Below are 22,790 nucleotides of genomic sequence, written 5' to 3'. Positions count from 1 at the left end.
GCTTCGTCAGCCGGCCAGGCCGGACAAGACGTTGCGCAACTCGATCAAGCCGTCGGCAAGGGCCTTCGTCAGCGAAGCCAACTCGGTGTCGGCCACATCGACGGTGATCGGAATCGCCAGCTTCACCGGCACCTCGGCGGTGACCGGAATGGTCTCGTTCACAGGTATCGACACGTCGAGCTGAATTGGCACATCCAGCTTGACGGGAACCTGCACGTCGACGGGGATATTTCCTAGCGGAGTGTCGATCCTGATCGTCGTGTCGATGACCTCATCGATCGGAATCGTCTCGTCGATCGGCACGTCGATGTCGCGGTCGATGACCACCTCGGTGTCGATCTGGATCGTCTCGTCGACGTCGACGTCAAACGTCAGGGTCGAAGAGCCGAAGGACTCGAGGCCGCTGATCGCCTCATCGATGCCGGCCGAGAACTCGGGCTCTAGGGCCACGATCCGCTCCTGGAAGGCTGTCACCTGGCCCGCGAACAACGCAGCCCCGGCTTCGACCCTTTGCAGGTCGTCGGCCAGTTGGTCGCGCTGGTCGGTCATTTCGTCGAGCTGTGCCTCCAGCTGCGCAACACGGTCGTCGGCATCGCTGGTGCGTCCGAAAAGCACGGCTACGGCCAGGATCGTGAACAACAGCGCCGAAGCCAGCGACGCCAGTGCGATCCGCAATAGACGGTCGTTGGGGCCCATCGTCTGCCCTCCTTGTTGTGCAAAGGTGCCGTTGGTCGCGCCGCGAACACCGGGGCGACCTTGGGTGCGGTTGGTGAGAAACATCCCCGCTATCACTCCCGCCAGCACCACCAGTGCGGCGGCCAGGAAGGTCTCGGCGATGGCGTCGGCCGTGAGCTTGGCCTGCACGGCTTGAGCGGCATCGGCAAAGCCGGGGTCGGTGATTGGAGGCAAGTCGACGGTCGAGCGAAGCTGGTCGTATCGGTGCAAACCCCAGGCGGTCAGGGCCGACAACCCGATGCTGAGGCCCACCAACCGGGCGACCATCACCAGCGACGCCGCCGCGCCGCGGTCGCCAGGCTCGGCGCTGTCGACCACGACCGCCGACGTGGGGGCAACCACCATGCCCACACCCGCACCCAGCAATGCGAGATGAAGCGCCATCGCCGCGTGAGACGTAGCGGGTTGCCACACGATGCCCATCACGAGATAGGCCACAAAGGCTGCTACCAGGCCCGAAACCACAGCTATCCGATAGCCGGACGTCTCGGTGACACGACCGCCGACGTAGCTGGTGATGGCCATGGTCGACGTGAGGGCAGCCAGCACCCAACCCGACGCCACGGCCGAGTCTTCCAGATCGATCTCGACCGCGTTGATGAACAGCGGAACGTCGACCATGGCAATCACCAGCGCGGCGCCGACAACGGCGTTCACGCCGAGCGCCAGCTTCACGTTGCGGCCGCCGAACAAGCCCCGCGCCAGCAGTGGGGATTCGGCGCTGCGCTGGCGCCGCCAGGCCACCCAGGCCGAGCCGGCGGCGGGTATCAACAACCAGCGGAAGTCGAACCCCGTCGACGGGTCGAGCTCGTCGAACCCGGTGACACTCTGGATCTCGGCATTCCCGAGAAGCGCCAGGTTCAGCGTCACCAACAGCGTGGTCAGGGCCGCTGCCCCAATCCAGTCCACCGATCCGGGACGCTCGTGACCTGCTCGGCGCACGTGCCCGGCCAGCGCCCACCACACGATCGCCATGCCAAACACGGTCATGGGTACGTTCAGCCAGAACTGCCATTCCCAGCTGAGGAAACGCACCAGCATGGCGCCATACAGCGGACCCCAAACCCATCCGAGGGTCTCGATGGCCCCCAGTGTGCCCAGGGCTCTGGCTCGTCCCGGTTCGGCGTATTCGTCGCCCACGACCGCCAGCGCCACAGGCAACATGGCTCCCCCGCCCAGCGCTGTGAGTACGCGTCCCACCAAGAACGGCCCCATCGAGGTCGAGAGCGGTATGACGACCGTGCCGACCAGAAACACGCCGTAGGCCAGCATCACGGTGGCCCTGCGGCCGATCACGTCGCTGATGCGCCCAGCCAGGGGCATGATCGCCACGAATGCGATCAAATAGGCGTTGACCGCCCAGGCCGCGTCGTCGAGACCGTCAGGCAGGGTCAAGCCCATGTCGGTAACGATGGGCCGCAGCATTGTCGACACGACCGTCAGGTCGTCGGCCGCGACAAACACCGCCCAGCCAACCGCGAACATCACCCAGCGCGAACCGGCCGCAGGCCGAGCGCTGGCGGTTGAGGCTGGCTGTGCCTCAGCCCGAGACATTCTCGGGTATCTCGATCGTCATCTCTTCGCCGTAGCGGTCGAGGTCGAGGCGCCACGAGCTGGTGCCCAGGTCGTGGTCGTTGGTGAACTCGACGCTTCGCACCAAGGCCGTATCTGTTTCGATCCAGAGGTCGAGTTCGAGATCCTGGTCGTCGACCAGGCCTGCGGTGACGTTCTCGACCCTGGACGCGGGCGCGGTACCGCGAAGGTGGTAAGTACCACCGGCACGGTCGTCCTCGCCGATCAGCTCGACGTCGGACATCTCCAGCAGCAACGGACGCCAACCGTCGACAGGGTCGAAGAACTCGGTGGGGTCGACGTCGTATCCGTCGGGCAAGGGTTCGAAGTCGCCCGTGATCGGATTGGACAGGTAGACCAGGCCGTCGACCGATACGGCGCCCAGCTTGGTGTTGATCGAGTCGTTGATCTTGACCTCCAACAACGCGTCGGCGCTGTCGGGTGCCACCCATCTGCCCTCGACCGCTTCTATTGCGATCAGGTCGGCAGGGTCGATGTGAACCGGCGCGCCAGTGCGTTCCAGCTGGAAATGAACGCTGCTGACAGCACCTATGGCCTCGGCGGCCGCGGGCATCAACACCTCGGCCGAGGCCTCCAGGGCCTCGCCCTCAGCGCTTGAACCATCGCCCGTCGCCGAGTCGTTGCCGCCCGAGCACGCCGCCACCAGCACAGCCAGAACGGCGACCAGCGATGTGAGCCCTGCCCGCTTCGGTTTCATGGCGACGAGCCTACGACCGCAAACCACCCTTCACCCGTCACCCGGTGTGGCCGACCAGCACGGTCAGGCGGGATTCGGGAACGAAGCGATGGCCGACACGATGTGCCGCGAGGGCGGCGTCGTCGACGTCGCGATGCAGCACCAGGCGCATAGACGCACCACCACGCCCGACGTTGATGCCCTGGCCCGCCATGTGCTTGGCAAAGGCAGCACCGGTGGCGGGGTCGCAGGTGAGCCAAACCATGTTGGTGTGGCTTGTTCCCTCCTTCACCTCGAAAGCCGGATGCTCGGTTAGCGCGCGGGCCACCTGGGCGGCTCGGGCGTGGTCATCGGCCAGGCCGGCAACGTGGTGCTCGAGCGCATGGAGGCCCGCAGCCGCCAATATCCCGGCCTGGCGCATGGCCCCACCGGCGAGCTTGCGAAGTCTTCTGGCCCGAGCCACGTTGTCTGCGGGCCCAACCAGAACAGACCCGACCGGTGCGCCCAGCCCCTTCGACAGGCATACCGAGACGGTGTCGGCCACGGCAGCGATGTCGCGGGGGTCGCAGCCCAGTGCGGTGGCGGCGTTGAAGATTCGTGCGCCGTCGAGGTGAACGCCCAGCCCGGCTTGCCTGGCGGCCTCGGCGGGTGCCTTCATACGGTCAAGCGAAACCGCTCGTCCGTCGGTGGTGTTCTCCAGACACAGCAGCCGGGTGCGGGGGAAGTGCTGGTCGTCGGCCTTGACGGCGGCCACAACGTCGGCCGCCTCTACCGCACCATCGGGCTGCACCGGTATGGCGAAAGGTGCGGCACTGCCGAACACCGCGGTGCCCATCGCTTCGTGTCGCAGGACGTGGTAGCTGTCGCCGATGACGTATTCGTCGCCACGCTGACAGTGCGACAACACTCCGATCAGGTTCGACTGGGTACCCGATGAACAAAAGACAGCGGCCTCGGCGCCGAGCATCTCGGCGAGGTGTCGCTCGAGCCGGTTGACCGTGGGGTCCTCGCCATAGACGTCGTCGCCGACCTCGGCTTCGGCCATGGCCTTGCGCATGGCCGCCGACGGCTTGGTGACCGTGTCGCTGCGAAGATCGACGGGCAGTGGGTTCTCAGTCATCGGAGCCTTTCACCTGATCGACCGCAAATCCGGCCGTGCGCCGGTACGAGCCGACGATTTCTTCGCGCTCACCCTCGGCGAACACGTCTTCGATGCGCTCGAAGCCGTTTGGCGCACGCTCATAGGCGATGTCGAGAACGCGTTCGGGTCCGAAGCTGCGATTGGCTCGCACCACCGCCGCTGTGGCCGGGCGGCGTTCGGCATCGTAGGCAACCAGGGCCTCGGCGACCGTGGGGTGGTCGTCGAGCGCCTGGGCCAGCACCGCGGCATCGATGATGCCCTGCGAGGCCCCGTTGGAACCCACCGGGTACATCGGGTGCGCTGCGTCACCAAGCAGGGTGAGACGTCCGTCTATCCACGTGTCGAGCGGGTCGCGGTCGACCATGGGGAACACGTATACCGGACCCGATCCGTCGCCGTCGGGCGGAGGTCCGGAACCGTCACCGATCAGCGCCGCGATGTCGAGCCAGTCCCAGTTCCAGTCGGCGAAGTGTGACTGGAACTCCGATCGTTGCCCCAGCCGGTTCCAGTCTTCGCGGTCGGGCATGTCGTTGGGGTCCATCCGAAGCTCGGCGATCCAGTTGATGTCGCACATGCCGTCATCGCCCACCTCGGTCAGCGGGTACGCGACCAACTTGACCTCGTTGGTGCCTGCCATGAACATCGTTCGGCCATCGCGGTATGGCTTCATGCGCGTGACCGATCGCCACAACATCTGGCCGTTCCACAGCGGCGGGCCCTCGTCGCCTGCGAACTCGCGCCGCACACGGCTGTGGATGCCGTCGCACCCGATGACGAGGTCGGCGACCACATCGACACGCTCGCCAGAGTCGCGGTGCTCGACCGTCAGCACGGCCTGATTGCTGTCGGGCTCGTCGCGGCCAGCCACCGCCCGCATACCCGACACGACAGCATCATCGCCCAGTCGCTCCTTGACCGCGGCCAACAGCTCGAACTGCAGCACGCCGCGGTACATGGAGACCTGCGGAACCGGATAGCCGGCCGACAGGCCGCGCGGCTCGGACCAGAGGGTCTGACCCTGGATGTTGATGTAGTCGAGGTTCGACGTCGCGACGCCCCTGGCCAGCATGCGGTCCAGCACACCCAGCCGATCGAGGTGAACAGCGCTGTGAGGCAAGATGTTCAGCCCCACGCCCAAGGGCTTGATGTCTTTGACCTCCTCGAACACCCGCACCCGGTGGCCGCGCTCGTGGAGTTCGAGGGCGGTGACCAACCCGGTGATGCCGGCACCCGCAATGGCGACTTCGTATCGGCTCATGTCGCCCATGATTGCAGGTATCGCTCGGGCTAGCGGTTGTTGCCGGGTAACGGCCGAGTCAGTCTTGTTCGCCGGCGAGCATGCCGCCCTTGGCCGCCTCGTAGGCGCGGATCACCGACTGGGCGGTCGCCACGCCCAACAGGCGCTGGTTCCAGTCGACGATGGGCACCATGGTGACGCCGCTCTCGAACAAGGCCATGCCGTCGGCCAGCGACTTGTCTGGGTAGCCGACCGGATGCTCGTCGTCGGCGACCTCGATCAGTTGCTTGGGCTGATCGGGATCGAGCTCCTCGAGGTCGTCCAGCCAAACCACCCCTTTGTACGAGCGGTCGGGCGCCACGATGAGCGCGAACTCCTCGCGGCTTTCCTTCATCAGGCGCACGGCGTCGTTGGTGGTGCGGGTACGAAACATCGACAGATACTTGGCCTCGGCGGCATGCGACAGCGGTATCGATGCCAGGTCGCTCGGGTCTGGAGGAGCGTCGATGGTCACGTGCCTTCGGCGGATCTTCTCCATGTAGATCGAGTTGGGGTTGACGGCCGTGTACACCACGGTCGCGGCAGCACAGGCCAGCATCAGCGGCATGATCAGGCCAAAGTCCGAGGTCATCTCGAACACGATGAATATCGACGACATGGGTGCCTGCGCCGCGGCGGCGAACACGGCCGCCATTCCCACAACTGCATAGGCTCCGGCGGGGGCCGAGGACCCAGGGAACAGCTCGGTGATCACGTCGCCGAACAGGGCCCCCAACAGGGCGCCGGTGAACAGGCTGGGCGAGAACACGCCACCCGAACCGCCCGAGCCCAACGTGAACGACGTCGCCAAGATCTTGCCCAACACCAACAACAGCAGGGTGCTGGTGGCGAACTGGCCCGCCAACGCCTTGTCTATGCCGGCCAGGCCTGCGCCCAACAGGTCGAACGAAGCGATACCGACGGCTCCAACCGCCAAGGCACCCACGACCGGACGCAGCTCGGGCCGTATCGGAGACTCCTCGAACCAGTCCTCGATGATGTAGAGCACCTTGACGAACAGCAAGGCGACTATCGCCGCCGAGATTCCGAGCAGGCCGTAGAACACCAACTCGACCGGTTCTTCGAGCGCGTACACCTCAGAGGTCAGAACCGGGTCGTCGCTGACCAGCACCCGCCACACGGCATTGGCCGTTACCGCCGAGATCACAACGGTGGAGAACCCGCGTGCGGTGAAGCTGCGCAGTATGACCTCTAGTGCAAAGAACACGCCGGCCAGTGGGGCGTTGAAGATGGCTGCGATGCCGGCCGCTGCTCCGGCGGCAACGAACGTGCGCCTGCGACGGTCCGACATCTTGAACGGCCGGGTGATGATGGAACCGATCGCTGAGCCGATCTGGACTATCGGCCCCTCACGCCCGGCCGAACCACCTGAGCTGATGGTTATGGCCGACGCTATGGCCTTCACCACGGGCACCCGGGCCCGTATCCGCCCGCCGCGCACGGCCACGGCCTCGATGACCTCGGGCACACCGTGACCCTTGGCTTCGCTGGCCCACCGCGTCACCATCGGCCCCACCAGCAAGGCGCCGACCAACAGCCCTGGCACCACAGCGAACCGGCCCCAACCACCGAGCGCCTCGTCGATGCGACCGAACACGTCGTGGCTCAAGAAGTCGATCATCTCGTGGAACACCACCGCCGACAGCCCACCACCGAGGCCCACCACCACGGCCAACACGGCGAACAGCTGGTTCTCGCTGAGACGAACCGGGCGGCCCATCAGCTGCACCGGGCCGGTGCGCGACACGGCGACGATCGGTCGTTTGCCGTCCCCGTCTGCCCCCAGCGCCACGGGGTTTCACCGTACACGCCACCCCGGGCACGGCCCCAAGCCGTCGTGACTTCAGGCCAATTCGTCGCGGGTCACGGCGATGTCGTGTGGGTGAGACTCGCGCAAGGCCCGCACCCGTGACCCTGGTGAGCCTGGTGCCAAAGCGCAGGTCGTCGAGGCTGCCGGCCCCGGCGTAGCCCATGCCAGACCTGAGCCCGCCCACCAGCTGCGAAACCAGGTCGCTTAGCCGACCGGCATACCGGACACGACCTTCGACACCCTCGGCTACGTGTTTGCCTGGCGCTTGACCAGTGCCATAGCGGTCGGCAGCCCTGCCGCGCATGGCGCCGGCCGAGCCCATGCCGCGATAGGTCTTCCACATCGCACCGTCGACCAACTCGAGGTCGCCGGGGGCCTCGTCGACTCCGGCCAGCAGGTTGCCCAGCATGACCGCGTCGGCCCCGGCGACGAAGGCCTTGACGATGTCGCCCGAGGTCACGACCCCTCCGTCGGCGATGATCGGGACCCCGAGTTCGCGCCCGGTTCGAGCGCACTCGAAAATGGCGCTCATCTGGGGCATGCCGGCCCCGGCCACCAGGCGGGTGGTGCAGATCGACCCAGCACCCACGCCAACCTTGACGACGTCGGCGCCGGCATCGACCAGCGCAGCCACACCCTCGGCCGTCACCACGTTGCCGCCCACCACTCGCAGGTCGGGCCAGCCCTTCTTGATGGACCGCACGGCGTCGACGACACCCCTGGTGTGTCCGTGGGCGGTGTCGATGACGACGAAATCGACGCCCTTGTCGGCGAGCGCCTCGACGCGCTCGACGGTGTCGGTCACCCCAACGGCTGCGCCAACCCGCAGGCGACCCTGCTCGTCGAGCGACGCATTGGGCTTCTCGATGCGCTTGTTGATGTCCTTCACCGTGATGAGCCCGCCTAGGCGACCAGCTGTATCGACCAGGGGAAGCTTCTCGATGCGGTGGCGGTGAAGTATCTGCACCGCCTCGTCGAGCGTGGTGCCCAGGGGCGCGGTGACCAGGCCCTCCGATGTCATGAAGTCGCTGACAGGCCGGGTGTCGTCGGCCGACGTGCAGAAGCGGACGTCGCGGTTGGTCAAGATGCCCACCAACACACCAGACGGATCACAGATGGGAACGCCGCTGATCTTGTGGCGGCTCATGACCAACTCGGCGTCGGCCAGACTCGCAGTTGGCGGCAGGCTGACGGGCGCCGTGATCATGCCTGATTGCGACAGCTTGACCCGCTCGACGTGGTCGGCCTGATCCTCGACCGACAGGTTGCGGTGCAGCACACCGATGCCGCCCTCGCGGGCGAGAGCGATCGCCAGGGGCGCCTCGGTGACGGTGTCCATTGCAGCCGACAGCAGGGGAACCCCCAGGCCCATACCGGCAAGCGAGGTCGACACGTCGACTTCGTGAGGCAACAGCTCGCTCCATCCCGGCACCACCAACAGGTCGTCGAATGTAAGCGACTCGAACCCCTCGAACAGCTTGGAGTTGTGCTCTAGAGCACGGTTGGGTGTGGTCATGATGTCACCTCTCGTCTGGTGAACCGACGTGGGCCGCGGCGGCCAGGTCGAGCTGTTCGAGGGCCGCGGCGATGGCCTCGATCAGCAGTTCGTGCTCTGCGTGGTGCATGCGCACCTCGAAGTCTTCGAGCGTGTCGCCTGGCCGGAACACCACCTCGCGGACGGCGATCACCGGCCCGGCGTCGACGGCCTCATCCGGAACCCAGTGAACCATCACTCCAGAGCGGTCGATGGCTCGATCCTGCCATTGCTGGTATGCCCGCTCGATGGCACGCACACCAGCGAACTGGCCGGGGAGGGCGGGGTGCAGGTTGATTATCGGAAACGTCGCGCAGAAGGTGCGCCCCAGCAGCCTCATCCATCCGGCCAGCACCACAAGGTCGGGGCGGTACCCCGCGAGCAGCTGGGCCAGGCGTTGGTCGTCGTCGGCGCGCTGGGCCGCGCTGCGGCCCTGGTGGCTGACGATCTCGACCTCGATGCCGGCGCGTCGGGCCCGCTCGACCACTCCGGCCTGGGCGTTGTTGGTCACCACGACGGCGACATCGGCCCCGAGCCGGCCTTCGGCGCACGCATCGATGATGGCCTGGCAGTTCGTTCCCCCGCCCGAGGCCAACACGGCCAGTCGCGCCCGCTGCGACCTCAAGACAGCTTCACCCTCGGGCCGAACCCGTCGTATTGCACGACGCTGCCGATGACCCAGCTGGATTCGTCGAAGGTGGCTTGCAACACCTCGACCTTCGCTGGTTCGACAACACACACCATGCCGATGCCGCAGTTGAGGATTTGGTGGGCGTCGTACAGGTCTAGATCGGCCCAGTCGATCAGGAAGTCGAAGATCGGCAGTCGGGGCCACGAGGTTGTGTCGATGACCGCGCCAAGCGAGTCGGGAAGCACCCTGGGCAGGTTGTCGACCAGGCCGCCTCCAGTGATGTGGGCGAGGGCATCGATGAGGCATGCCTTCAAACCCGACGCCAGCACGTCGAGGTAAGACCGATGCACCGCCAACAGCGCGTCGGCGAAGGTCTCGCCCGATCCACCGGGCAGTGGCTCGTCGAGCGATCGGTCGGCGACGGCGCGGCGGGCCAGGCTGTAGCCATTGGTGTGAAGACCCGAACTGGCCAAGCCCACCAAAACGTGACCCGCGGCTATGCCCGAGCGCGGAAGCAGGTCGGGCCGGTCGACGACCCCGATCATGGTGCCCGCAACGTCGACAGAACCTGGGGTCAGAACCCCTGGAACCTCGGCGGTCTCGCCACCGATCAGAACACACCCCGCAGCGCGGCAGGCCTCGGCCATGCCGTCGACGACCTGTCCGACGATCTCCGGATCGAGATTCGCCGCCGACACGGTGTCGAGCATGAACAACGGTTTGGCACCCTGAACCAGCACGTCGTTGATGCCGTGGTTGACGATGTCGGCCCCGATCCCGCGCCAGCGACCGGTCTGTTCGGCCAGGATGGGTTTGGTGCCGGTGGTGTCGGTGGAAGACACCAGCAACGGTCGGCTCATGCCCCCTACCGCCGCCAGGTCGAACACGCCGCCGAACGAACCCAGGCCCGACACGACGAACTCGTTGTGGGTGCTCTTGACGGCATCGGCGATGCGGTCGATTGTGGCTGCCCCGGCCTCGAGCGACACCCCCGACGCGGCATACGCATCGACGGCACCGGCCGCGGACGCAACATCAGCGGAGGTGGCGCCGGCCGCTGCTCGTCTGGGGTCGTGTCGCCAGCCGATGTCGGGGCGGGCGAACAGGCCGTCGCCCACCACCTGGTCAACCACCGAGTAGGCCGCATCGAGGGCGGGCCCCAACCCGCTGCCACGACCGGTGATGGTCAGTACCCGCCCGCCGGCGCTGACCAGACGTCCATCGGTGTCGCGCCGGGTGCCGGCGTGGAACACGGTGACGTCCCGGCCCGGCGACACGTCGGGGACGGCAACCCCCGTCGTGGGCGCTGCCGGGTAGCCGTCGGCGGCAACCACAACGCAGGCGGCTGTTTCGGGCGACAAGTGAACCTCGACGTCGGCCACGGTTCCGTTGGCCGCGGCCCACAACAGCTCGAGTACGTCGGACTCGACCAGCGGCAACAGCACCTGCGCCTCGGGGTCACCGAAGCGACAGTTGTACTCGACCAGCTTGGGGCCATCGGATGTCAGCATCAGGCCGGCATAGAGCACGCCCGCATAGGACGTTCCGTCGGCAGCCATGCCATCTATCGCTCGTTGGAGGAACACCTGGGCCAGCTGATCCTGCAACCCGGCGTCGATGCCGGGCACAGGGCTGAACGCCCCCATGCCGCCCGTGTTGGGCCCGGTGTCACCGGCGCCCACCCGCTTGTGGTCCTGGGCGGTGCCAAGAACAACGACCGAGCGCCCGTCGCTGATGCCGAACAGGCTGATCTCTTCGCCCACCATCAACTCTTCGAGAACCACCGTTGCTCCGGCAACGCCCATGGCCGCATCGACCAACATGGCATCGAGGGCCGCCTCGGCCTGGGCCCGGTCGGTCGGCACCACGACGCCCTTGCCCGCAGCTATTCCGTCGGCCTTCACCACAGCCACGCCGCCGAACGCGTCGAGAGCCGCCTTGGCAGCCTCAGCGTCGCTGAAGGTCTCGCTCCGGGGGCCGGGAATACCGTGGCGGGCAGCGAATTGGCGGGTGAACGCCTTCGAGCCCTCGAGCCGGGCGGCGGCCGCGGTGGGCCCGAATGCAGCCACTCCCCTGGCGGCAAGCACGTCGACGATGCCCTCGACCAGCGGAGCCTCGGGCCCCACGACGACCAGGTCCATCTGCTCGGCGACGCACCAGTCGGCCACCGCTTCGTGGGATGTCACGTCGAGATCGACGTTCCACACGCCGGTGCCTGCGTTGCCTGGGGCCACCGCCAGCGATGTCAGCTTTGGCGAGCGTGAAATGGCCGAGGCCAGCGCGTGCTCTCTGGCTCCCGATCCGATCAGCAGGACCCTCACGCCAACACCCCGTCGAAGCGCTGCTTGGTGCCCCCCAGCTCGAGCTGCACGGGCACCGGGTACTCGCCGGTGAAACAGGCGTTGCAGTAGCCGTCTTCGCGGCCCAGCGCATTCATCATCGCGTCGACGCTGAGGAACCCCAGGCTGTCGGCTCCGATGTGGCTGGCGATCTCGTCGACGCTCAGATGGTGCGCTATCAGCTCGTCGTAGGTACCCATGTCGACGCCGAAGAAGCACGGGTGCGATAGGTGGACATGTGATGCGCACATGCACTTCGACCGCGCCTGCCTCGCGCAGCAGCCGAACCAGTGGGCCGCTGGTGGTTCCCCGAACTATCGAGTCGTCGATCACCACAACGCGCCTGCCCATGATGTTCTCGGGCAGGGTGTTGAACTTGAGCGCGACGCCCTGGCGGCGCAGATCGTCGGTGGGCTCGATGAAGGTGCGCCCGATGTAGCGGTTCTTGACGAACCCCTCGTTGTAGATGACTCCCGAAGCCGCTGCGTAGCCGATGGCTGCCGGGGTGGACGAGTCAGGAACCGGAATCACCACGTCGGCGGCAACCGGGTGCTCGCGGGCCAGCGCCTCGCCCAGCCGCTGCCTGGCCTGGTGAACGTTCATGCCGTCCCAGTTGGCGTCGGGCCTGCTGAAGTAGATGTGCTCGAACGTGCACCTGGCGCCCCGTTCGGCCGGTGGCAGGGCGTGATACGTGCGAGCCACCGGACCCTGCAGCACCACGATCTCGCCGGGCGTGATCTCGCGAATCGACTCGCACCCCAGGGTGCGAAGGGCTCCGGTTTCGGAGGCCACGGCGTGACCGCCTGTAGGAAGCCGACCCAACGACAGGGGGCGAAACCCCCACGGGTCGCGGCGATCACCTTGGTGCCGCTGAGGATCACCAGGCTGTACGCACCGGTCCACGACGGCATCACCGAAGCCAGGCGCTCCTCCCACGACGTTCCCTCGGCTGCGGCCAACATCAAGGCCAACACCTCGCTGTCGGACGAACTCTGCAGGCCGGCACCACGTTCCAAGAGCTTCACGCGCAGCTGGTCGGCGTTCACGACGTTGCCGTTGTGTGCCACACCCAGCGGACCATGGATGGTCTCCACGACATATGGCTGCACGTTGCGCTCGTTGTTGGACCCGGTGGTCGAGTAGCGCGTGTGGCCGATGGCCAGATCACCTACCAGTGGGTCGAGTGTTCCCGATTCGAAGACCTGTGAAACCAGGCCTCGACCCTTGTGGGTGCGAATCGCGCGGCCATCGGCCACCGCTATGCCTGCGGCTTCTTGACCGCGGTGCTGCAACGTACAGCCCGAAGAACGCTCGCCTGGCGGCGTCACCGCCCGGCGCCGAAACGCCTACGACGCCGCATTCTTCCTTGGGCGAGTCGGAGTGGGCGGGTTCCTCCGCTGCGGGTGAATCGATCACGAGATCTCCTCTCTGGCCAGCGCCTCGGTGATGCGCTGCGCCGCGGGCTGTGGTCCCGGTACGAACTCGAGTCCGGTGAGCCGCTCGTATATGGCCACATACCGCTGCGAGGCAGCCGCGACCACCTCGGCGGGCAGGGCGGGCGGCGGCCCATCACCGCGGTAGCCCAGGCCTCGCAGCGCCAGACGTACAGGCTCTTTGTCGAAGCTCTCGGGCACCAACCCGGCCGCGATGCGCTCGTCCAAGGTCTCGACGGCCCAGAATCGAGACGAGTCGGGCGTGTGCATCTCGTCGATCAGCAGCAGGGTTCCGTCTGCGGCAGTGCCGAACTCGTATTTGGTGTCGGCCAGCACGAAACCCGCGGCAGCGGCCAGCTCGGTGCCCCGCTCGAACAGGGCCAAGGCGACCTTTTGCACCTCGGCCCACAACCCCGACTCGACCAGCCCGCTGTCGGCGACCTCGGCCACCGAGATCGGCTGGTCGTGCTGGCCGGCGAGGGCCTTGGTCGTGGGTGTGATGAGGGGTTCGGGAAGCAGCCCATGGGGTTCGATGCCATCGGGCAGCGTGTACCCGTACATCTGGCGAAGGCCCTGCATGTACATGGGCAACACCGATGTCGAAGTACTGCCGGTCAGGCGTCCTCGCACGACGACCTCTACCGGCAGTGGGTTGGCGTCTATGGCGATCGTGGCGTTGGGATCTGGAACCGACACGACGTGATTGGCAACGATGTCGTCGGTGCGGTCGAACCACCATGCAGCCAGCTGATTCAGCACCTGACCCTTGTGGGGAATGGCGCCGATGACCCTGTCGAAAGCACTGATGCGATCGGTGGTGACGATGAGCCGCCGCCCCGAACCGAGGGCCCACGATTCGCGAACCTTGCCGCTGCGGTGGTCGGGTAGGTCCAGTGCCAGATCGGTGAACGTAGGCAGAGGCTCCACGGGTCGATACTAATCACATTGCTGTATCTCTCCGACACAGGCCACACCGATGCAGCCCGCTGAACAGCGATGTCTGTCACATTCAGGCGACGGCCGCCACCCCAGACCGAAACAGCGGAAGGCACAAGCCACCCGCGCCGCGGCCCCTGAGTGTGTCCTGGCGCTCGAGGACGTGGTTCTCGGGGTGAGGCATCAGACCCATGATCATGCCAGTCGAGTCGGTGATGCCCGCCACATCACCTGCCGACCCGTTGGGGTTGAACGGATACGAACCCCCGGCTAGGCCACCATCGGGGCCCGCGTAACGGAAGGCGACACCGCTTCGCGCATCGATCCCATCGAGGTCTCCCGCCACAAAGCGCCCCTCGCCGTGAGCGACCGGGCACCGCAGTGGCTCGTCCACCTGCGCCAGCCACGGCGACGCGTTGCCCGGCTCTGGCTGCAAAGTGACCCACCGGCACTCGAAGCGTCCACTGTCGTTGTGCACCAGCGACGCCGGCGAGTCGCCTGGCAGCAGCCCGGCCTTCACCAAGGCCTGGAACCCGTTGCACACACCGAACACCGGTTTACCCGCTGCTACGGCGGCCATCACCTGGTCGGAGAACCAGCCGGCGAGGTCGAGGCCCAAAAGGCGACCCGCACCCAGTGCGTCGCCATAGGAGAATCCGCCCGCGACGGCCAGAATCTGAAAGTCGGACAAGCGCCGCTCGCCCGCTCGCAGCGCCGCCATCGGCACACATTCGACATCGGCGCCCGCCAACTCGAAGGCGTGCGCCAGGTCCGCGTCGCGGTTGGTGCCCAGCGCCACCGGGATCAAGACCTTGGGGTTGCTCACTGCTGCACCTCCGGCGACCGGCCATGTACGAAGGCACCCTGAATCTGGTCGTGGGTCAGGCGTACCGGCCCCACCCTGACCACATCGGTATCGGTGACCACGCCTATGCGACGGGCGAACGACACCACCTCGCCAAGACGGGGGGCCAGCTCGGGCGATACCTCCAGCAAGTACCGGCCTGCGCCCTCACCGAACAGCGAGAACTCGTCGTCGCCGATGTCGAGGTCGAGCCCCAGACGGCCCGCAAAAGCCCATTCGGCAGCAGCGACCGCGATGCCGCCCTCGCTGATGTCGTGGGCGCTAGCCACCAGGCCCTCGCGGATCGCCGCGGCGACATGATGGTGGCGCTGCACGGCGGTTATGTCGGGCCTGGGAACGTCGCCTCCGAGGTCTTCTCCCAACACCGCGTCGAGGTGAGACCCGCCCAGCGCAGCGGCCTCGGGACCCACCAGCCAGACCTCGTCGCCCGCTTTGGCGACGCCTGTGACCGGAATACGCGAGGGGTCCTCACACACCCCGACAGCGGTCAGCACCAACGTCGGCGCCACGGGATCTGGGGTGCCGTCCGGCCAGACGAACACGTTGTAGAGGCTGTCCTTTCCGCTGACGAACGGTGCGCCCACGGTGATCGCAGCGTCGTGGCAACCCCGACAGGCCTCGACCAGAGCACCCAAGGTGCCAGGATCGGTGGGGTTACCCCATGCGAAGTTGTCCAGCAGCGACAACCGGGTCGGGTCGGCACCAGCGACCACGGCGTTGCGCACGGCCTCGTCGACCACGTGCCAAGCCATCGCCTCGGCGTCTATGGCACCCAGCAGCGGGTTCAGGCCGACACCGACCACCATCGCCTTGCCAGACCGGGTACCGGCGGGCACCACGGCGGTGCCGTCGCTCGGCCCGTCGCCCGCTACCCCGCCATATGGGCGCACCACGGTTCCGCCCTGCACCTCGTGGTCGTAGGTCCGCACCTCCGCCTCGCGAGAGACGATGTCGGGGTGGGCCAACAGGGCCAGCGTGGCCCACGACGGGTCGAGGTCGTCGGCAACTGGCCGGCGTGGGAGCCTCTGGGTCGACGGCTTCAGGGCGGTCATGTGGCGCCGAGGTCGCCCGTCGTGCAAGAACCCGCAGTCGATGTCGATCACGGTTTCGTCGCCGTCGACGACCACCAGACGGCCCTTGCCGGTGAACGTTCCGATCACTGCGGCGCCGACGCCCCAGCGCTGGGCCAGCGCCAGCAAGGGCGCGGCGTCGGGTGCCGCCAGCACCATGCGCTCCTGGGCCTCGCTGAGCCAGACCTCCCACGGTGCCAGGCCAGGGTATTTGCGCGGCACGCGTGCCAGGTCGACTATCGCCCCGAGCTCCTCGGCCATCTCGCCAACCGACGAGCTGAGCCCGCCGGCGCCACAGTCGGTGATGGCGTTGTACAGGCCCGCGTCGCGAGCTGCCACGACCACGTCGATGAGACCCTTCTCGACGATGGGGTCGCCGATCTGAACCGACGAACCCGCCACCTCGGCCGTCTCGGCCTGCATGGTCTGAGAGCTGAACGTGGCCCCGCCCACACCGTCGCGGCCGACAGCTCCGCCCAACACCACGATCGCATCGCCGGGCTGGGGGCTGGTGGGGTTCGAGCCCGTGGGCAAGATGCCGAAACAACCGGCGAACACCAGTGGTGTGGTCGTGTAGGAGGGGTGGTGCACGATGGCACCTGCGATGTTGGGGACGCCGATCTTGTTGCCGTAGTCGCCCACACCTGCCACGACACCGTCGCGAACTCGACGCGGATGAAGCACACCGGCGGGCAGCGCGGCGGGGTCGATGTCGGTTGGGCCGAAGCAAAGGATGTCGCTGACAGCTGTGGGTTTGGCCGACACGCCCAGGATGTCGCGCACCACGCCACCCACGCCGGTGTTCGCCCCGCCGAAGGGCTCCAGGGCCGACGGGTGGTTGTGGGTCTCGGCCTTCAGAGCGATGTCGTGTGCCGCATCGAACTCGACTATGCCCGCATTGTCGACGAACGCACTGCGTACCCACGGTGCGCCGATGTGGTCTGTGGCCTTGCGCAGGAACTGGTTCAGCAGGCCATCGACCGTTTCGACCAGATTTCCGTCGGTGTCGTAAACGTCGATGTGGGCACGGAACGTCTTGTGAGCGCAGTGCTCGCTCCACGTCTGGGCCAACGTCTCGAGTTCGGCGTCGGTGGGGTTGCGACCCAGGTCGGCGAAGTGCCTGCTGATCACCAACATCTCAGCCGGGTCCAGACCCAGCCTGCGCGACGCATTGACCTCGGCCAGTTCGGATTCGTCGAGCCCGATCAGCTCGACCGTCTCGACCGCCGCAGATTCGACCTCATCTGCCACGAAGGCCGGCTCGAGGTGCCCGACCGCCCAACGTTCGATCACCTCGTTGTGCAGCACTCGATTGGCGACGGTGGCGATGGCATCGGTGTCGAGCACCGTTCCCTCGGCCGGATGCAGCACGAATCGTTTGCCCACCGTGGCTGCGGCCAAGCCCACACCCAGCACGGCTGCCTCGCGCACCAACTCGGCGCCCTCGCGGTCGGTCACGCCCGGGCGCAGGCCGGTCTCGACGACAACCCCTGCACCAGCCGGCGACGTCCCCGAAGCGCTCGGCAGGGTTTCCGCGGGCGCCCACCACTCGCCCACCGGGCTGGCCAGCATGGTGTCGGCTATGCGGGCGATGTCGCGCTGGGCCACGAACGCCGGCGCGTGCATGTGCACCAGACAAAACTGTTCTATCGAAGCCAGCTCGACTCCGAACATCGCGGCCGCATCGAGCATGGGCGTCGATCGGCCCGAGCCTCGGCTCTCGGTGGCTGGAGGACCAAGCACCAGGGCGTGGTTCGCGTAGATCACCGGCCAACCCTAACCCGCTGCAAAGTGCCCTAGTTGCAGTGTCGTAAGATCGGCCATTCAGCCGCTCGATCCCGGAGGGCCACCGTGCCAGACCCGACCGCCAGCACGCCCGCAGACCGCGCTGACCAGTTCGTGGCGGCCATCGCAGAGCTGGGGCCGACCTTCGCCGAGCGGGCCGAGCGCTACGACAGAGAGGCCTCGTTCCCCTACGAGAACTTCGCCGACCTGGCAGCCATCGGCTTTCTGGGGCTGTGCATACCCGAGCGCTTCGGGGGCATGGGCGCCACGTTCGCCGAATACTCTCGCGTGGCCGAGGAGATCGGCCGCTACTGCGGCAGCACGGCTCTGACCTTCAACATGCACACGGCCACCTGCCTGCTGGTGGGGCCGGTCTGCGACGACCTGGGCCTTTCGGGTGAAGAGCTCGAGTTCATCGAACAGCGCAGAGCCACCATGTTCGCCGACATCATCAACAACGGCACCATCCACGCCCAACCCTTCTCCGAGGGGCTCAGCGGCCGGGCAACAACCGGCGTGGCCACCATTGCCGAACCTGTCGAGGGCGGCTACCGAGTCAACGGTCGCAAGATCTTCGCCTCGTTGTCCGAGGCGGCAGGAATGCACGACATCGTGGCTCTGGCACCCGGCGACGACCGCATCCGCTTCATGGGCGTGCCCGCCGACGCCGAAGGGCTCACCATCACCGGCGACTGGGATCCCCTGGGCATGCGCGGCACGGTGTCGAAGACACTGCTGTTCGACAACGTCTTCGTTCCAGCCGAAAACGAGTGGATACCTCCTGGGGTTTTCAACCGCCTGGCCACCCGCTGGCCGTTTTTTTACATGACGCTGTCTTTCGCCTACCTGGGCGTGGCGCGGGCCGCGCTCGACTACACGCAGGCCTACCTGAGCGGCCAGATCGACGGCAACGACCGATCGGCTCACCCCCAGAAACAGGCGGTGTGGGCCGAGATGAACCTCACCTATCTGAAGGCGCGTGCCCTTTCCAGAGCGGTGGTGGCCACCGCAGGGGTCGATCCCGACCCGGCCGATGTCCAGGCTGCGTGGGCCTCGATGATCGCAAGCATGGAGGCGGCCCCAGACATTGCCAGCATGGCCATCAAGGCGTGCGGGGGGCGCTCGATCCTGAGGCCCCAGCCACTCGAGCGGCTGTTTCGCGACGCCCGCTGTGGCGCCACCATGCTGCCGTGGTCGGTCGAGGTGTGCATCGATCGGCTGGGCCGCTACGGCATAGTCGCCGACCAGGACGAGGATTTTGCCTGACCGGCGGCCCCGAGCCGGCCGACCGAAGGAGTTCACATGAGCACCACCGAATGGGCCTGGATTCAGCGCTACGCCCAGCAGATGCAGGCGTGCAACCTGGTCGCCGGTGAGACGGTGGTCGTGTTGTCCGAGACCAGGAGCCGCGCCGCTGTGGTCGACACCGCCAGGCTGGCAGCCCAGTCGCTTGGTGCCCACGTCGTCGACATCGTGCTGACCACCCAGCCCAACCCCGGTCCGCTGCCGATCCGCTCGACCGGGGCATGTCAGGCCATAGCCGGCCACCGCAGTGCCGTGGCCGCCTGCGCAACGGCCGACTTCGTGGTCGATTGCACCGTCGAGGGCCTGCTGCACTCGCCCGAGCTGAGCGACATCCTCGCCGGCGGGCCTCGGGTGCTGATGATCTCCAACGAGCATCCCGAAAACGTCGAACGGTGGCCGTTCGACCCCGATCTGGGCCGCCGCGGCCGCCGGAGTTCAGCTGATGAGCTCGGCCGCCCAACTTCGTGCCACCTCCCCGCCGGAACCGACATCACCGTCGACCTCGCAGGCTCGTTCGTGGCGGGTTCCGACGGCACCTGCACCGAACCCGGATCGATCGCCCACTGGCCCGGTGGGCTGGTGCTGGCCTTCCCGGCCAAGGGCACCGTCAACGGCACGGTTGTTCTGAGCCCAGGCGACGTGAACCTCACTTTCAAGGAATATGTACGCGACCAGATAGCCCTGACCTTCAGGGACGACTTCGTGGTTTCGATCGAGGGCTCGGGTCTCGATGCTGCCTTGTTCGAGTCTTACCTGGCCGCGCCTGGCGAGCCCGAGGCCTACGCCGTCAGTCACGTCGGTTGGGGCATGAACCCCGGGCGCGCTGGGAGGCGATGGTGATGTTCGACAAGGGCGACCACAACGGCACCGAAATTCGGGCCTTCGCCGGCAATTTCTTGATATCGACCGGGGCAAACGAGGTGGCCGGGCGCTTTTGCCGGGGTCATTTCGACCTCCCCATGCGAAACCACACCGTCGAGCTCGACGGCCACGCTGTGGTCACCGCTGGCGCACTTCACCACGACCTCGCCTGACACGTTCGCGTCTCCTATCATCTCCACGCTTCTGCGTACGAAGCACACACAACGGGACATAGGTTGAGCACTGCACCGAACGAACCTCCCGCGTCCATCGCCGCCGCCCAGGCCAGCATCGACGCCGGATCAAACCTGGCGGCCATGAACACCCTGGCCTCGCGATCGTCGACGCTCAACGCCGCAATCCGGGTAGCCGAACGCATCATGTGGGCCGAATGTGCCGCGCGGCTGGGAGATCTGGGAAAGGCGCTCAGCGAACTCGATGTGGCCGAAGCCGAAGCCGCTGTGCTCGAAACCCCCCTGTTGTCGACGAAGGTCCGAACCGTGGCGGCCAGCATCCTGGTGGGGCGTGGTCGAACCACCGAGGCGCTGACCTCGGCACTGGAGGCCATGGTAGAGATCGACGAGATCGAGGCCGCCGGCGACGACATCGACCGCGATCTGGTGGCTTCGGTGCGCTGCGACATCGGGGCCCTGATGCTCGAGCTGGGCGTACCATCGCGCGCCATTGACCAGCTGCGGCAGGCGGTCAACACCGCAGCCGACGGCCCGGCGTCGGCCCGGCACCGCCTGATGTTGGGGCGGGCTCAACTGGAGCTGGCGTCGCGCCAACACGACCTGGTCGATCGTCGTTGGGAGCGCTCGGCGCGCATGGCTTCCGACCAGGCCCGCACCGTCGGCGCGTGGGGTCTACGCCAGCCAGGCGTCGAGGCGGCGATCCTGCTGGCCAACGTCGAACTGTTGCGCGGCGAACCCTCGGGCGCAGGCCGGATCCTCATGGACGCGGCCGACGACCTTGCAGCAATCGACGACCCGTCAACCCACGCCAGGCACAACCTGGCATTGGCTGCGGCCCTTCGCCGTGCCGGCTACCCCGAAGATGCAGTTCGGTGGCTCCATCGGGCCTCTTCGGAGCGACAGCACAAGCCTCGACGGTTCAGGGCCGCCATCGAGTACGAGCTGTCGGCTGCTTACAGCGAGCAGGGCTCGGCCGAACTGGCGCTCGAGCACCTGCACAACGCCGTCGGCATCGAGGCCCAGAGGGGCAACGAACACATCGCAGCGTTGGTAACCCACCTCGTACAGCAGGCCGAGTTGGCCACTGAACACCGGCGCCTGGTGCGCACCAGCAGCGAGCTCGCCAACCAGGCCAGGCTCGACCGGCTGACAGACGTACCCAACCGGCTGGCGCTGAGCCTGTATGTCGCCGAACTGGCCGCGGGCGACCCGTCCGAGGTCGCAGCACTGTTCATCGACATAGACAACTTCAAGGTCGTCAACGACACCGGCGGCCACGGTGTGGGCGATGCCGTGCTGCGCAGTGTGGGCGAGGTCGTGCGCAACACCATCCGAGCCGACGATCAGGTCTTCCGGTACGGCGGCGACGAGTTCGTGGTGTTGCTCCCTGGAACCGACTCGGTTGTGGCCCACGAGATCGCCGAGCGTATACGAGCCTCGGTCGAACTCTCGGCGGTCGAGGCGCCCGACGCGGATGGCTCTCACCTGGTGACCGTGTCGGTCGGCTGCTGTGTGGGCTCGGGTGTGTCGGCCGCATCGGTCATCGCCGGCGCCGACGCCGCGGTGTATCTGGCCAAACGTTCCGGCCGCAACCGGGTTGCCGTGGCGGCCCCTCGCGCACCGATGACCATATAGGGCTGGCCCTCCACCGCTGCGGTCGGTCGGGTGCCTTATCCGGCGACGTTGCCGCCCGTTATCACCGCCACCACGGTTCGGCCCGCAAAGCGGTCGGGCGATCGTGCAATAGCGGCTACGGCCACAGCCCCGGAGGGCTCTACGGGGCCGCCCGTAGCCGCCTCTAGCCCCGCCACGGTGGCCAGTATCTCGTCGTCGTCGGCTACCAGGATGCCGTCGACGAGCCCTCGGATCAGCTCGAAGTTGGGTCGGCCAACCGTGGTACGCAACCCGTCGGCGACGGTGTGTGGAGTGTGAGATGCGACCCGCTGACCGCTGGTGAATCCGGCCAGACCATCTGCGGCCCCTGCCGGCTCGGCGCCCAGTACCTGTGTCGAAGGCGCCAGCGCGTCGCACGCCACGGCGATGCCCGCCAGCAACCCACCCCGCCCAACGGCACCACGACGACGTCGGGGGACAGCTCCTCGAGGATCTCCAAACCAACGGTGCCCTGCCCTGCCATCACAAGCGGATCCTCGTAGGGGTGAACAAAGCGGGCTCCCGTGTCGGCGACCACCTCGGCCAGACGCGACTCACGCGCCTCCAGGGTCGGCTCGCACAAGACGATGTGTGCACCGAAACTCTCGATCAACGCTCGTTTCGTCGGGTTGGCATCGGCAGGAACGACGATGTGGGCGGGAATGGAGCGCCTGGAGGCGGCCAGTGCCAACGCAGCGCCGTGGTTACCCGACGAATGGGTGGCCACACCATTGGCAGCAGCGGCGTCGTCGAGGGCGAATACGGCGTTGTGTGCCCCTCGGGCCTTGAACGCCCGAGCGACCTGGAGGTTTTCGCACTTGAGCCACAGGTCACAGCCGATGGCCTGGCCAAGCGAGGTTGCCCTCACCAGCGCGGTTCGCTCGACCATACCGGCTATGCGGGCCTGAGCAGCGGTGATGTCGCCGAGGGTG

At 67.0% G+C, this 22,790-nt stretch carries 16 protein-coding genes and 1 pseudogene; 5 read left to right on the top strand and 12 right to left on the bottom strand.

The window, feature by feature from the left end:
- Nucleotides 1-6: 6 nt before the first annotated feature.
- Genes R2770_04445 through purD form a run of 8 tightly spaced genes read right to left on the bottom strand, consistent with a single transcriptional unit; the run spans nt 7 to nt 12,548 of the window.
- Complete coding sequence (locus R2770_04445) at nt 7-2,220, bottom strand: MFS transporter (GenBank protein MEZ5279700.1); 2,214 nt, start codon at nt 2,218-2,220, stop codon at nt 7-9.
- A 55-nt stretch (nt 2,221-2,275) separates the two neighbouring features.
- Nucleotides 2,276-3,025 (bottom strand): LppX_LprAFG lipoprotein, encoded by a 750-nt coding sequence (locus R2770_04440; protein ID MEZ5279699.1) that lies wholly within the window; start codon nt 3,023-3,025, stop codon nt 2,276-2,278.
- Nucleotides 3,026-3,062: 37 nt separating this feature from the next.
- On the bottom strand, nt 3,063-4,124 hold the full coding sequence (gene ltaE, locus R2770_04435; protein MEZ5279698.1) for a low-specificity L-threonine aldolase: 1,062 nt from the start codon (nt 4,122-4,124) through the stop codon (nt 3,063-3,065).
- Complete coding sequence (locus R2770_04430; protein ID MEZ5279697.1) at nt 4,117-5,403, bottom strand: flavin-dependent oxidoreductase; 1,287 nt, start codon at nt 5,401-5,403, stop codon at nt 4,117-4,119. Before R2770_04430 ends, ltaE begins: the two co-directional genes overlap by 8 nt.
- A gap of 58 nt (nt 5,404-5,461) precedes the next feature.
- The gene (locus tag R2770_04425; GenBank protein MEZ5279696.1) at nt 5,462-6,910 is read right to left on the bottom strand and encodes a chloride channel protein; all 1,449 of its coding nucleotides are present in this window, start codon (nt 6,908-6,910) and stop codon (nt 5,462-5,464) included.
- A complete protein-coding gene (guaB, locus tag R2770_04420) occupies nt 6,792-8,768 on the bottom strand; it encodes an IMP dehydrogenase (protein ID MEZ5279695.1) in 1,977 nt (658 codons plus the stop codon). The genes R2770_04425 and guaB overlap by 119 nt, the downstream gene beginning before the upstream one ends.
- 4 nt (nt 8,769-8,772) lie before the next feature.
- Complete coding sequence (gene purN, locus R2770_04415; GenBank protein MEZ5279694.1) at nt 8,773-9,411, bottom strand: phosphoribosylglycinamide formyltransferase; 639 nt, start codon at nt 9,409-9,411, stop codon at nt 8,773-8,775.
- Nucleotides 9,408-12,548, bottom strand: coding sequence for a phosphoribosylamine--glycine ligase (gene purD / locus R2770_04410; protein ID MEZ5279693.1), 3,141 nt, complete (start codon nt 12,546-12,548; stop codon nt 9,408-9,410). Before purD ends, purN begins: the two co-directional genes overlap by 4 nt.
- 72 nt (nt 12,549-12,620) lie before the next feature.
- Here purD and R2770_04405 point away from each other — a divergent pair, with 72 nt between their 5' ends.
- Nucleotides 12,621-12,899 (top strand): hypothetical protein, encoded by a 279-nt coding sequence (locus R2770_04405; GenBank protein ID MEZ5279692.1) that lies wholly within the window; start codon nt 12,621-12,623, stop codon nt 12,897-12,899.
- Between the two features lie 269 nt (nt 12,900-13,168).
- Here the strand turns inward: R2770_04405 and R2770_04400 are convergent, their stop codons facing one another.
- The 3 genes from R2770_04400 to purL form a co-directional block, all read right to left on the bottom strand.
- The gene (locus R2770_04400; protein ID MEZ5279691.1) at nt 13,169-14,116 is read right to left on the bottom strand and encodes a phosphoribosylaminoimidazolesuccinocarboxamide synthase; all 948 of its coding nucleotides are present in this window, start codon (nt 14,114-14,116) and stop codon (nt 13,169-13,171) included.
- An 82-nt stretch (nt 14,117-14,198) separates the two neighbouring features.
- Nucleotides 14,199-14,951, bottom strand: coding sequence for a phosphoribosylformylglycinamidine synthase subunit PurQ (locus R2770_04395; GenBank protein ID MEZ5279690.1), 753 nt, complete (start codon nt 14,949-14,951; stop codon nt 14,199-14,201).
- On the bottom strand, nt 14,948-17,827 hold the full coding sequence (purL, locus tag R2770_04390) for a phosphoribosylformylglycinamidine synthase subunit PurL (GenBank protein ID MEZ5279689.1): 2,880 nt from the start codon (nt 17,825-17,827) through the stop codon (nt 14,948-14,950). The genes R2770_04395 and purL overlap by 4 nt, the downstream gene beginning before the upstream one ends.
- Before the next feature lie 84 nt (nt 17,828-17,911).
- Here purL and R2770_04385 point away from each other — a divergent pair, with 84 nt between their 5' ends.
- The 4 genes from R2770_04385 to R2770_04370 all read left to right on the top strand — a co-directional run bounded on the left by R2770_04385 (nt 17,912) and on the right by R2770_04370 (nt 21,840).
- The gene (locus R2770_04385; protein ID MEZ5279688.1) at nt 17,912-19,111 is read left to right on the top strand and encodes an acyl-CoA dehydrogenase family protein; all 1,200 of its coding nucleotides are present in this window, start codon (nt 17,912-17,914) and stop codon (nt 19,109-19,111) included.
- A 36-nt stretch (nt 19,112-19,147) separates the two neighbouring features.
- Nucleotides 19,148-19,990 carry a hypothetical protein gene (locus R2770_04380; protein MEZ5279687.1) on the top strand — a complete coding sequence of 281 codons (843 nt, stop codon included), beginning with the start codon at nt 19,148-19,150 and terminating at the stop codon, nt 19,988-19,990.
- Nucleotides 19,990-20,184 carry a hypothetical protein gene (locus tag R2770_04375; protein MEZ5279686.1) on the top strand — a complete coding sequence of 65 codons (195 nt, stop codon included), beginning with the start codon at nt 19,990-19,992 and terminating at the stop codon, nt 20,182-20,184. The genes R2770_04380 and R2770_04375 overlap by 1 nt, the downstream gene beginning before the upstream one ends.
- Nucleotides 20,185-20,247: 63 nt before the next feature.
- A complete protein-coding gene (locus R2770_04370; protein MEZ5279685.1) occupies nt 20,248-21,840 on the top strand; it encodes a GGDEF domain-containing protein in 1,593 nt (530 codons plus the stop codon).
- Between the two features lie 35 nt (nt 21,841-21,875).
- Here the strand turns inward: R2770_04370 and R2770_04365 are convergent.
- A pseudogene (locus R2770_04365) lies at nt 21,876-22,747 on the bottom strand (pyridoxal-phosphate dependent enzyme).
- Between the last annotated feature and the right edge of the window lie 43 nt (nt 22,748-22,790).

The sequence above is a fragment of the Acidimicrobiales bacterium genome, assembly GCA_041394185.1.
Classification (GTDB): Bacteria; Actinomycetota; Acidimicrobiia; order Acidimicrobiales; family Poriferisodalaceae; genus JAAETH01.
This window is presented reverse-complemented; position numbering and strand designations above follow the sequence as displayed.